Annotated in this window: 13 protein-coding genes; 8 read left to right on the forward strand and 5 right to left on the reverse strand. The window is 45.4% G+C overall.

The window, feature by feature from the left end:
• The first annotated feature begins 91 nt into the window (after nucleotides 1–91).
• The gene (locus Q8K48_06775; GenBank protein MDP1852100.1) at nucleotides 92–1126 is read left to right on the forward strand and encodes an SIS domain-containing protein; all 1035 of its coding nucleotides are present in this window, start codon (nucleotides 92–94) and stop codon (nucleotides 1124–1126) included.
• On the opposite strand, the gene nagA is transcribed toward Q8K48_06775, so the two are convergent.
• The gene (gene nagA / locus Q8K48_06780; GenBank protein MDP1852101.1) at nucleotides 1116–2213 is read right to left on the reverse strand and encodes an N-acetylglucosamine-6-phosphate deacetylase; all 1098 of its coding nucleotides are present in this window, start codon (nucleotides 2211–2213) and stop codon (nucleotides 1116–1118) included. The genes Q8K48_06775 and nagA overlap by 11 nt on opposite strands.
• A gap of 67 nt (nucleotides 2214–2280) precedes the next feature.
• Between nagA and Q8K48_06785 the strand changes: the two genes are divergently transcribed.
• Entirely contained in the window at nucleotides 2281–3081 is an 801-nt protein-coding gene (locus Q8K48_06785) for a hypothetical protein (protein MDP1852102.1), read from the forward strand.
• Nucleotides 3082–3147: 66 nt separating this feature from the next.
• On the opposite strand, the gene Q8K48_06790 is transcribed toward Q8K48_06785, so the two are convergent.
• The gene (locus Q8K48_06790; GenBank protein ID MDP1852103.1) at nucleotides 3148–4284 is read right to left on the reverse strand and encodes a PQQ-dependent sugar dehydrogenase; all 1137 of its coding nucleotides are present in this window, start codon (nucleotides 4282–4284) and stop codon (nucleotides 3148–3150) included.
• 46 nt (nucleotides 4285–4330) lie between these two features.
• Nucleotides 4331–4882 carry a DUF4287 domain-containing protein gene (locus Q8K48_06795; protein ID MDP1852104.1) on the reverse strand — a complete coding sequence of 184 codons (552 nt, stop codon included), beginning with the start codon at nucleotides 4880–4882 and terminating at the stop codon, nucleotides 4331–4333.
• Nucleotides 4883–4969: 87 nt separating this feature from the next.
• On the opposite strand from Q8K48_06795, the gene Q8K48_06800 reads away from it, so the two are divergent.
• Nucleotides 4970–5368 carry a helix-turn-helix transcriptional regulator gene (locus tag Q8K48_06800; GenBank protein ID MDP1852105.1) on the forward strand — a complete coding sequence of 133 codons (399 nt, stop codon included), beginning with the start codon at nucleotides 4970–4972 and terminating at the stop codon, nucleotides 5366–5368.
• Nucleotides 5369–5527: 159 nt separating this feature from the next.
• Here the strand turns inward: Q8K48_06800 and Q8K48_06805 are convergent, their stop codons facing one another.
• Complete coding sequence (locus Q8K48_06805; GenBank protein ID MDP1852106.1) at nucleotides 5528–5707, reverse strand: hypothetical protein; 180 nt, start codon at nucleotides 5705–5707, stop codon at nucleotides 5528–5530.
• A gap of 247 nt (nucleotides 5708–5954) precedes the next feature.
• Here Q8K48_06805 and Q8K48_06810 point away from each other — a divergent pair, with 247 nt between their 5' ends.
• From Q8K48_06810 to Q8K48_06825, 4 genes are all read left to right on the forward strand, one after another.
• Nucleotides 5955–6251, forward strand: a complete 297-nt coding sequence (locus Q8K48_06810) for a hypothetical protein (protein MDP1852107.1) — start codon at nucleotides 5955–5957, stop codon at nucleotides 6249–6251.
• Nucleotides 6252–6722 carry a DinB family protein gene (locus Q8K48_06815; GenBank protein MDP1852108.1) on the forward strand — a complete coding sequence of 157 codons (471 nt, stop codon included), beginning with the start codon at nucleotides 6252–6254 and terminating at the stop codon, nucleotides 6720–6722.
• Nucleotides 6719–7312 carry a Rieske (2Fe-2S) protein gene (locus Q8K48_06820; GenBank protein ID MDP1852109.1) on the forward strand — a complete coding sequence of 198 codons (594 nt, stop codon included), beginning with the start codon at nucleotides 6719–6721 and terminating at the stop codon, nucleotides 7310–7312. The genes Q8K48_06815 and Q8K48_06820 overlap by 4 nt, the downstream gene beginning before the upstream one ends.
• Before the next feature lie 79 nt (nucleotides 7313–7391).
• Nucleotides 7392–8903, forward strand: coding sequence for a molybdopterin-dependent oxidoreductase (locus Q8K48_06825; GenBank protein ID MDP1852110.1), 1512 nt, complete (start codon nucleotides 7392–7394; stop codon nucleotides 8901–8903).
• Here Q8K48_06825 and katG read toward each other — a convergent pair.
• A complete protein-coding gene (katG, locus tag Q8K48_06830) occupies nucleotides 8900–11086 on the reverse strand; it encodes a catalase/peroxidase HPI (GenBank protein MDP1852111.1) in 2187 nt (728 codons plus the stop codon). The two genes, Q8K48_06825 and katG, sit on opposite strands and share 4 nt — an antisense overlap.
• 113 nt (nucleotides 11087–11199) lie before the next feature.
• Here katG and Q8K48_06835 point away from each other — a divergent pair.
• Nucleotides 11200–11421, forward strand: a 222-nt coding sequence (locus Q8K48_06835) for a radical SAM protein (GenBank protein ID MDP1852112.1), incomplete at its 3' end; no start/stop codon positions are given.

Below are 11421 nucleotides of genomic sequence, written 5' to 3' on the forward strand. Positions count from 1 at the left end.
TAGTTAAATGGAATGGCTAAGAAGATTCTGACAAGTTGTTCTAGGCAGCCACAGCGAGAGGGTAGGTGAAAATTTGTGAGAAGATAAGCACATGAAGCAATTTGGCACCATTATGGCCTCAGAAATCGACGAAACCCCCAAGGTGTTTAAGGCGATACTCGATAACATGAATGCCTTCGCTTCAATCAAGAATCTACTAATCGAAGAGAAAATTCACACCGTACTCATTCTTGCACGTGGAACTTCTGATAACGCCGCTCACTATTTAAAGTATTTAATTGAAACACAGATAGGTCTTCCAGTAGGCCTTACATCACCATCTTCGGTGACTGTTTACGGTTCAGAACTCAAATATTCAAATACTTTAATTATTGCAGTCAGTCAAAGCGGTCAGTCTCCAGATCTCGTTAAGTTTGCGGGCGCGGCACGTCAAGCAAATGCCTATCTAATTGCGATTACGAATGATGATGCGTCACCGTTAGCAAGAATTGCCCACCAACATTTCTCATTACTCGCAGGACCAGAATTGGCAGTAGCGGCAACTAAGTCCTATAGCGCACAGTTATTAATTTCATATTTATTAGTTGCGGCATGGACAGATAAAAAGGTAAATGTCGAGCAGATCATTAGCGAGGCGATACGAATAGCCCAAACCCCTGGATTAGTGAGAGAAGCGATTGAGGCCACATCTCGTAACAAAGAGATAGTAATTCTCGGTCGCGGCTTTGCTTATCCAAATGCTCGTGAAGCCGCCTTGAAGATTCAAGAAACCTCCAAGATCTCGGTGCAGGGATTATCAACCGCTGACTATCTACATGGTCCAATCTCTGCACTCACTGCCGATACTCAACTCTTTATCGTTGCGCCTTCGCACATGCCAGAATCTTCAATCATCGAAGCTACGGTGAAAATCCGCGAAATAAATCCTCGAATCTTCTGGATTGGCAATGGTGGAACTGTCATTGATAGCGATATTGTAATTTCAGGATCAAATTGTGATGATGAAATTACCTCAACAATTGTTGATGCGATGGTTTTGCAGCGATTTGCCTTAGAGTTTTCAGTTGCTTCTGGCTTTAACCCAGATGCACCTGCTGGGTTGAGCAAGGTTACTCTCACAAATTAATTAGCGAGACCTTTTTTTCATTTGGTTGGTACTCCAGCAAATCTGCTCGCATACCAACTCTGATTGCACCTCGATCAGTTATCCCAAGTGCTTGTGCCGGATTAGTCGCTGCCATTCTTACTGCCTGGACAAGTGAGATTCCGCATTCATGTATTGCATTAATAAAACTTTGTGACATCATAATTGTACTGCCAGCCAATTTCGAATTTGAAGCCAATCGAGCAACTCCATTCTGTACTTGTACAGCCAATTTTCCGATTGCGTACTCGCCGTCAGCGCAACCAGCGGCAGCCATAGCATCAGAGACAAGTATTACTCTGGATCCAATGGTGTTAAGAATCTCCGATGCAGTAATAAATGGGACGTGGTGGTCATCAAGAATAAGTTCGACTAAAATCCGTTCATCATTTAGCACAAAGTTTGCAATGCTATTCTCACCATGCTCTTTACTCATTGCATTTAAGAAGTGGGTGATGATAGTTGCACCACTATCGGTACCCGCCGCTGCATCTGAATAATTGCCATCAGTATGGCCAATTGCAACCTTGATGCCTTGGAGTGATAAGAATTTTATCGCCTCTAATGCACCATTAAGTTCAGGTGCAATTGTGATCATCTGAATTGCACCTTCTCCGATACTTATCAACTCTTGAAGTTGATCAATTTTTGGTTCTAATAAGAGTGAAGGTTCATGTGCACCACATCGTGCATGCGATAGGTATGGACCCTCAAGATGAATTCCAATAATTTCACCTCGAACAAAAAAAGGAATAAGTCGTTGTATTTGCTTTTTTAGATTCTCAATCGAATCAGTCACTAAAGAAGCCATAATGCCAGTGGTTCCAAAGGAGCGGTGTGTAGCAACTACTTTTTCAATTTCAGCAACCGAATTGGCTGAAAAATAACTTCCACCTCCACCGTGGCTGTGGATATCGATAAATCCCGGAATTAGAACCCCTTCGATTACTCTGTCAGGTGTGTCATGGACCCCATGAGAAAGAGCTGTGATCTGTCCTTGAATCACCTCTATCCAAAGATCATTCGTAAGCTGGTTGTCTAAAATTGCGCTTCGAGCTTGAACAATCACAGTGAGAGTTTATTGCTTTTATGACTGAAGTTGAGCCGAATTGTTAAGGCTCATGTAGCATTTTCTTATGCGTAAATCAGTAATAGCGGGTTTAGTAATAGCGTTGATTGGGGCTTTGATTTGGGTGCCACAGAGTTTTGGAGCCACATATGGATCGGTTTCACATATTCATGATGTGAAAGTATTTGGGGATCGGGTTCTGCTCAATACGCACGAAGGTCTCTATGAGTATCTAGCTGAGAATTTGATGAAGAAAATAGGAAAAGATGATTTTGATGTGATGGGGTTAGCTCCATATGGACGAACCCTTTATTCCAGTGGCCACCCAGGGGCCAAATCAAAGCTGCCTAATCCGATTGGACTCCTTTCATCAACAGATGGGGGAGTCTCGTGGAAGCAAGTTTCGTTGCAAGGCAAAGTTGATTTCCATATGTTAATTGTCGGTAAACAGGATATTTACGGAGCTGATTCAAGCAGCGGTCAGTTGATGTACTCATCAAATTTGGGCAAGAGCTGGCGAAAATTGGGAGAGAACAAATACTCAGATATCGTCATTTTAAATACCAAGAGTGGCAGCGCGCTTGCGCTGGAGTCGGGGAAATTATTGCAAACCACCAATGCTTTTAAAACAACAACTTCTATAAAATCTTCGCTGAAGTTGAGTTCGATAGAAATTGTAGGTGCAACTCTCTATGCATCCTCCGGAAAGGCGATCTATCGCTCAGTTGATAGTGGAAAGAGCTGGAAAAAGATTGCAACGTTATCTACTGAGATAGCGAGTATTTCGATGAATGCAAAGCTCTTTGTTGCCGTAACTACCGATGCAATCTTCGTCTCACACGATGGTGGCAAGAGCTTTAAGTCCTAAGACACTCATTAAGTGGAGCTGCTAAGAAAGGCAAGCCAAGTACTTCTAGGTACGGTGCTTGCCTAGCTAACGGGCTAGATTAATAACGAGGAGTTTTCCGCTATCAGTTGTCGCGATTATTGAGCCGCCTTTTGATAAATCGAGATCTCGAACTCTCTCATTCACGTTGACCTTAACTACCTTTCCGACCTGCCTTCGATCCAGCATTTCGATAAAGATTAACACCTGTTCTTTTAAAGTACCCATGACAATGTAGGAGGACCATGGACCCCAGGAATTATCGGCGGGAAGTTGAATCAACTCCGTTGGGGCAACCGATGGAACCCAGTTGTAGAGCGGCTTCTTATAACCTTCGTGAGTACCGGTATTAGTTGGCTTTACGTAATCTCCTGAACTATATGGTTCGCCATAGGACACGAAGGGCCATCCGTAATCGCCCCCGGTTTCGATTAAATTAAGTTCATCTCCACCACGTGGACCGTGTTCTGAAATGTAGAGATCCTTGCCAATTCGAAGTATTCCTTGGGCATTTCTATGTCCTGAAGAAATCTTCACGACTTTGTTCGCACTTATCTTAAAAACTGAACCTAGATCTCCTCGCTTAGCTCTATTGCCGATCTCGGTATAACCTAAATCGCCAACTGTGAGATAGAGAGATTTTTTATCAATAGTTTCAATTCGACCAGATGCATGCTGTACTGCGCTAATTGGAACGCAGGGCTTGCTTTTAAACCAGAGCTTTCCGCGTTTTAACGAGGGTTTGATTCCAATGTTGGCGGTATAAGAGTAGAGAACAACTGAGACGCACTCTTTAGATCGGTCATACCGTGGATAGGAGATAACTAATGCAAGGGTATTGGCAGATTTGCGCATGACGGCGATATCCGTAATTGCAAATCGTGAGTCATTGATACGCTCACTTGCATTACCTGCTCGCCCAAGCAGAGTCTGAGTACCATCGCTTAAGTCATAGAGATAGAGATTGAGCCCGCTAGCACCGCCACCTAGAAGTAAGCGACCATCTGCAAGGCGTGCTAGTGCAGCCCCGCGCTCTCCGTTAGAGCCTTGAACTTGAACAGTGGGTGTATCGATACTTTCAATCTCTAACTTTATTTCATTTGGATTAGCCAGAGATATCTGCACTGGCCACATCAAGGAGATCAATGTGACGACAGTAAATATTCTGAGTAAGTTTTTGCGCACAGACAGAGAGTATCGAGTTTGAGATACAAAAAGCCAGCACTCGATCTTAACTCTCAGCCATTCTCATCTTTGCCATCCCAAGTAGTAATTTGGCATCGACCTGCCAGTCATTTGGAATGGCGATTGTTTTCTTATTGACTGTGTACTCGCTTAGTTTTGGTCTGAATGCATCTAATACATCGGCGCTAAAGGGAGCTAAGAGAATGTAATTCTTGGTTGTTGATACGCCAAAAATATATTTTTTATCAAGTCGAAGCATGGGTTGATTCCAGGCGATTACGAGCTCTAACTTGGGATACTTACTTGTAATTGCTGCGAAGATCGCTTTGATCGTTTTTCGCTGCTCCGGGCTTAGGGTTTTGAAGTAATCATTCGGTGTTTCAAAGCGGCGCGATGATGTAGATCCGCGTGAGTACATCACCAAGGCGTTGGCATGGGCTTGGGAAAATCCGTAACTCTCTTTAAGGTGGGCGATCTGTTCTAGATATTTCTTGCCCTCGAGTGTGGCCATAACCTTGAACCAGTAGGCCATTTTTTCGCCATAGCGTTTTTCGATAGCGGGGAAATGGGCCTCACGGGTTGGGTCTTTAGGCGGCATGGGTAAAGGTTAAGGGTCTTAATACTCTTTTGGGCCGAGTTACATGAGTGTATCTTTTATGATACGCTGACTGCATAGAGGGGTGTCATGACAATTGAGAAGAACGTGTTCTGGGATGATTTGGACAAAGATCTGAAAGATCCCGAGCAGATGCGACTATTTTTATTAGAGTCGATTCGAAGCTCCACTTTTGATTCGCTGGTTAACACGCTAAATCAAGTACGAGATAAAAAAGGTTACACAAAGGCCGATGTCGCACGTCAACTTGGTTCTGAACCAGCCAACATAAGACGCTTTTTTATCGGCGGAACCGATAACCCTACTTTGAGCACACTTACTGAAGTTGCAGCTGCTCTGGGTATGCGCTTGTCACTTGAGCCGCTCCCTACAAAAGAGAGGCAGGAAATTGCGAAAATTCTGACTCTAAATACAAATAAAAGTGTTTCGCATTCAACTAAATCACGCCAGCGCACTCGATCGGCTTAGAGTCACTTCTGACCTCTTTGGGATAAGTATTCGGCACCAAGAAATCTAACTTTTTCATAATCTGAATCACTAAATTTAGTGGCTAGTACTGACACGCCTGAAAATTCATCTCCAGGTGAACTGAGGGGAGGATTAGGTTTTTTGAAGGCGTTTTGGCTTTTAGGCGATGCGGCGGCTTTGATCCAAGATCACTGCTTGACGGAGTAGTTCCTCATCATGCTGTTGAGTCGCACGACGGATGCGACTGATGCGGGTGCGTTGATCGAGCTCTAACTGTGAGTATTCATCGACAGGCTGTTGGGGTGCATGAAAGTTGTGAGTAAAACTCCAAAGGTTCATGGCGTTAGATTGACGTAAGCAAGTGAAGGCTGTGGGAACCGAAGGTGAATGGCTTCTTAGTTTTAAGTGAAAGGATGGGTTCGTTTTGAGTGAAAAACTGAATTTCCCGCCTCACCCAGAGTGTGCGGTTTTCAATTGCAATAGTCAGATAAAAAGGGGTGGCAGGAACCCTTCCCATTTGTGGGTTGGTCAATTAAATTTATCGCAAGATGGATGAGGTCTCATCCATCCTGAAACGGAGAGAACAATGAAGAAATTTGTTTTTCTATATAACTCAGAACCAAACGCCACCCCAAGCGATAGCGACATGGATGTTTGGATGACATGGTTTGAATCTATAAAAGAGAGTGTTACTGAAATGGGCAATCCATTTATGGGTGGCATGCTTGTGACTTCGGATTCAGCATCGGTTATCCCACCGGAGAAGAATCCAATTAGCGGCTATACCGTTATTAAGGCCGTCGACATTGAAGCTGCGATTGCGATAGCAAAGTCCTGCCCCAGCCAGACCGGTCTTCAGCTCTATGAAGCAATTGAGATGTAATTGAAAGAGTATGCAGTCGAATATGAGGCAGCTACAAAATATGTTGCCGACATAATTGCTTCCTTAACGCCGGCCGATTTAGATAAACATCAAGTGAGTGGATGGTCGCCTCGTCAGGTGATCCACCATTTAGCCGATAGCGAAGCGCAGTCGTATGCACGATTACGTCGATTGATTGCAGAGCCCGAAGGCTCGTTGATTCAGGGTTACGACGAAGCGGCTTGGGCTAACAATGAGATTTTGGGTTACACCGAATTCCCCGTTGAAAACTCTATCGCTGTGCTGCTTGCCGTAAGAGCGGCTTCGTTGGATATCGTCAAGCGATTGAAGGATTCAGATCTGAGCAGGGCCGGGAACCACAGCGAATCCGGAGAGTACACAATTGCTAAATGGTTAAAGGTATATTCAAATCATCCCCGAGATCATGGGAATCAGATTAAAGAAGCGCTGGCGTTACGGTTTAGCGTATGAAACTTGTCCGACGTAATCTTCTTGCGATAATCCCTGCCTCGCTACTATCACTCTTCGGCACTGACGCCTTGGCTGCGGCTGGTCCAAAATTAAAGCCAAAAAAGCTTGGTCAGAAAATAGTTTTTCAGGGTTACACCTACATCTGTGTTAAATCAAAGGGAAAGTTGATCTGGAAAAAGGGAGCAAAAGTTGTATCAAGCTCTCCCAAACCTTCAAGCACGACTTCTGATAATCCACCTGCTTCACCAAAACCAACACCGAGTCAAAGCGCAAGCGTCGGTGACTTAACTTTCGTAGCAAAATCCAGTGATATTGCTGAAGGCGAAATAAAAATACTCGACGTTAAGCCCGCTAACGAACCCACATTTCCAGTTTCTGTGACTCGCGTTAATGGCTTAGTGATCGTGGTGAGCGCAATTTGTACACACGAAGGGTGCCAAATAAGAGGCTCAGGTGGAGCGTTAGCCTGTCCTTGCCATGGCTCAGGTTTCAACGCCGTTACTGGTGCGGTAACTCGTGGCCCAGCTGAAAGAGCGCTACGTAAATATGTTGCAAGTGAAGATGCAGGTTCGGTTTTCATTAAGGCTTAAAATTAGAGGTTTTCGTTGGCTTGACTTTAGATTTTCCAGAGGGGAGTGCTCATGGAGAAGATGAGTCCGGTCTTGGTTAATGGAGAGTAAGCGATTAGGAAGCGTTTTTGGTCCGCTGGCAATGGTTGCCGGAGTATCTATCGGCCATTTAGTTGCTTCGCTATATAGCAATTGGCAGAGTCCAGTTATCTCTCTAGGAAATCGAATCATCGATTACGTACCACCGCCGGTAAAAAAAATAGTTATTAATCTTTTTGGTACCTACGACAAACTCTTTCTTATTGTGAGTATTTTGGCGGCTGTTTTTGGACTCTCTCTTATTGTAGGCCGTGCATATATGAGCGGTAAAAGAGGCGTTGCATACTCAACTGTCGCGGCTATGTCGATTGCTGCAAGCTGGGCCGCCTTGCTTGATGCGCGCTCGAACCTCTTTTCAGTTCTACCCGCCTTTATCTCTGGAGGCGTCACTCTGTATGCCTTGCGATGGTTGAGCCTGCAAGGAAGCGAGAGTGTGGATTCAGGCGTAGAGATTTCTCGGCGAGATGTATTGAAGGCAGTCGCTGTAATTGGAGCGGTAGGTATTGCCGCCACGGGGGCCGCTAAATTGTTTGCTCAAAAGGCTAGCGTTCAAATCGAGAGAATTAAGATTGCACTTCCTAAACCGTTGAAGTTTCTACCTAACCCCCCAGTAGATCCGGCCTTAACTACGCCGGGATTATCACCGCTTTTTACACCTAATGAAGATTTCTATCGGATTGATACCTCGTTGGCAATTCCAAATGTTTCAACCGATGATTGGAAGTTAGAGATAGTTGGAATGGTCGATAATCCATTTACTCTGAGTTATCAGGAGTTAATCGCGCGGCCAGTTTTTGAACTCGACGGAACAATCGCCTGCGTTTCAAATGAGATTGGCGGAGATCTAGTTGGTAATGCACGATGGTTGGGAGTTCGGCTAGATGATTTGATTCGCGAGGCTGGACCTTCTGCCGATGCCGATCAGGTGATGGGCTACTCGGTAGATGGTTTTACCGCGGGCTTTCCGGTAGCCACCCTTGATGGACGCGATGCAATGATTGCAATTGGAATGAATGGTGAGACTCTGCCCTTGGCTCATGGATATCCAGCACGAATTATTGTTCCAGGAATTTATGGCTATGTTTCGGCGGTTAAGTGGTTAACCCGAATCGAATTAACACGCTTTGATGTAAAACATGGCTATTGGATTTCACGCGGATGGTCTGAGCGCGCACCGATAAAGACCGCTTCGCGAATTGATACGCCAAGTAATGGCGCTGAATTACCAGTTGGAAAGTTAGCTATTGCCGGAGTTGCATGGGCCATGATTCGGGGTATCTCCAAAGTTGAGGTGAAGATTGGAAATCTACCGTGGCGAGAGGCGACTCTTGGCCCGCAAATTGCAAAGACAACGTGGAGACAGTGGTGGATCGATTGGAATCCTAAACATGGTGTTCATGTTATCTCCGTACGCGCAACCGATGGTGATGGAGTTGTGCAGCCAGAGGCATATGTTCCGGTTGATCCAAATGGCGCCGAGGGTTGGCACACGATAAATGTCGAAGTTCTCTAAATATCGAAACGATCTAGCTCCATTACTTTGACCCATGCTGTGATGAAATCGGCGACAAACTTTTTACCTCCATCATCACTTGCATAGACTTCAGATAAAGCACGTAGTTCTGAGTGCGAACCAAAGACTAGATCGGCGCGAGATGCCACCCACACCGGCTTGGCACTGCCTGAACCTTTGGCCTCATGAGCCTCGAATAAATTCTCATCACCCTTTGTAGGTGACCAACGATATTTAATGTCGAGAATATTTTTGAAGAAGTCATTTGTCAGCGATCCCTTCTTCTTTGTCAGCACACCTACCTTTGAGCCATCAAAGTTAGCTCCGAGAACACGCATTCCACCTACTAGAACTGTCATCTCTGGAGGTGTTAACGATAAAAGTGCGGCTTTATCGACAAGTGTGACCTCTGCTAATTGAGTATCAGAGGCATGTCTGTAATTGCGGAAACCATCGGCCAGTGGCTCTAGTACTGCAAATGATGCGACATCGGTCTGATCCTGCGTTGCATCGGTGCGACCGGCAGTAAAAGGAACTTTTACTTTAAACCCTGCGTTCTTTGCCGCGGCTTCAATGCCTACGCAACCAGCTAGAACAATGAGATCTGCCATCGATACTTTTTTATCTGATTTTTTATTGAAGGATATGTGTATTTCTTCTAGCGTAGCAAGGGTTTTCTTGAGCTCTTTAGGACGGTTGACGGCCCAACTGCGTTGAGGCTCTAAGCGAATACGAGCACCATTAGCGCCGCCACGTTTATCAGTTGCTCGAAAAGTTGATGCCGAAGCCCAGGCAGTAAGCACTAGCGTTGCGATACTTAGATCACTTGCCAGGATTTTCTTTTTAAGAGTTTCAATCTCACTCTTGCCAATCGTTTTTTTCGCCGGTGCTGGAAGTGGATCTTGCCAAATTAACTGTTCAGCAGGTACCAAATCACCGAGATAGCGGGCGATGGGACCCATATCGCGATGGGTTAATTTGAACCATGCACGGGCAAATGCATCGGCAAATGCATCAAAATCTTCGGCAAAACGCCGTGAAATCTTTTCATAGACCGGATCCGTACGTAGCGCAAGATCGGTTGTGAGCATAACCGGTGCATGTGTTTTTCCAGCGATATGCGCATCGGGCACAGTTGAGGCCGCGGATTCATCGGTTGGAATCCACTGCGTTGCACCGGCTGGACTCTTTGTCTGCTTCCACTCATATTTAAATAAAGTAGTGAAGTATGAGTTATCCCATTTTGTTGGGGTAGGCGTCCACGCACCTTCTAGACCACTTGAAATAGTTTCTGCGCCATTTCCTTTGCCGTAGGTATTTACCCAGCCAAGCCCCATCTCATTAATCGGAGCGGCCTCCGGCTCTGGACCAACATACTTACTTGGATCGGCGGCGCCATGTGACTTGCCAAAAGTATGACCACCGGCAATTAATGCGACGGTCTCTTCATCATTCATCGCCATACGCGCAAAGGTTTCGCGAATATCTTTTGCCGATGCCACAATATCGGGCACGCCATTTGGGCCTTCTGGATTTACATAGATTAACCCCATCTGCACTGCAGCTAAAGGGTTTTCCAAATCGCGCTCGCCGCTGTAGCGTTCATCGCCAAGCCAGGTCTGCTCTTTGCCCCAATAACTCTGGTCGGCCTCCCAGACATCTTTGCGACCTCCACCGAAACCAAATGTTTTTAGACCCATTGATTCGATTGCGCAGTTTCCGGCGAGAATTATGAGATCTGCCCACGATAATTTCTTTCCATACTTAGCTTTAATGGGCCATAAAAGACGGCGTGCTTTATCTAAGTTGACGTTATCGGGCCAACTATTTAGAGGTGCGAAGCGTTGCATTCCAGCGCCACCACCGCCACGTCCATCGTATGTGCGATAAGTGCCGGCGCTATGCCAGGCCATACGTATAAAGAAGGGACCGTAATGTCCGTAATCTGCGGGCCACCAATCTTGGGATGTAGTCATCAAAGCTTCAATATCTTTTTTAACTGCTTTAATATTTAACTTTGAAAACTCCGCTGCATAATCGAAATCCTCGCCCATTGGATCTGAGGCAGGAGAATTCTGGCGAAGTACCGAGAGATCTAAATTATCGGGCCACCAATCGCTGGTGTATGTACCCTCTTTATTGAGGTGACTACCGGTGTATGGACACTGTGCCTCTTGCTCCATGATTCCTCCAGATTTTTCGACTACATCTATGAGATAAGGCTAATGGAATCTACGGATTTCGCTAATCTGAGCTGCGATTTGCACATTAAATTGAACTCTGAATGAATTGAGCCATGAGTTCACTGATAGATACATATGGTCGTGTCCATCGCGATCTGCGTGTCTCACTGACCGATCGCTGTTCACTTCGCTGTACATACTGCATGCCCCATGATTTTGCCTCATGGCTACCTAGCGCCGAACTGCTCACAACTGATGAACTCATTGATGTGATTGAAGTTGCAGTTTCGCAAGGAATTGATGAGATTCGACTAACTGGCGGGGAACCATTATTG

The sequence above is a fragment of the Candidatus Planktophila sp. genome (genome assembly GCA_030681675.1).
Classification (GTDB): Bacteria; Actinomycetota; Actinomycetes; order Nanopelagicales; family Nanopelagicaceae; genus Planktophila.

Bases quoted from the DNA above. Each gene is read 5' to 3' on its own strand.
- Q8K48_06810 (MDP1852107.1), top strand. From the start codon at position 5,955: ATGAAGAAATTTGTTTTTCTATATAACTCAGAACCAAACGCCACCCCA.
- Q8K48_06795 (MDP1852104.1), bottom strand. From the start codon at position 4,882: ATGCCGCCTAAAGACCCAACCCGTGAGGCCCATTTCCCCGCTATCGAA.
- Q8K48_06805 (MDP1852106.1), bottom strand. From the start codon at position 5,707: ATGAACCTTTGGAGTTTTACTCACAACTTTCATGCACCCCAACAGCCT.
- katG (MDP1852111.1), bottom strand. From the start codon at position 11,086: ATGGAGCAAGAGGCACAGTGTCCATACACCGGTAGTCACCTCAATAAA.
- Q8K48_06800 (MDP1852105.1), top strand. From the start codon at position 4,970: ATGACAATTGAGAAGAACGTGTTCTGGGATGATTTGGACAAAGATCTG.
- Q8K48_06775 (MDP1852100.1), top strand. From the start codon at position 92: ATGAAGCAATTTGGCACCATTATGGCCTCAGAAATCGACGAAACCCCC.
- Q8K48_06785 (MDP1852102.1), top strand. From the start codon at position 2,281: ATGCGTAAATCAGTAATAGCGGGTTTAGTAATAGCGTTGATTGGGGCT.
- Q8K48_06820 (MDP1852109.1), top strand. From the start codon at position 6,719: ATGAAACTTGTCCGACGTAATCTTCTTGCGATAATCCCTGCCTCGCTA.
- Q8K48_06825 (MDP1852110.1), top strand. From the start codon at position 7,392: ATGGAGAGTAAGCGATTAGGAAGCGTTTTTGGTCCGCTGGCAATGGTT.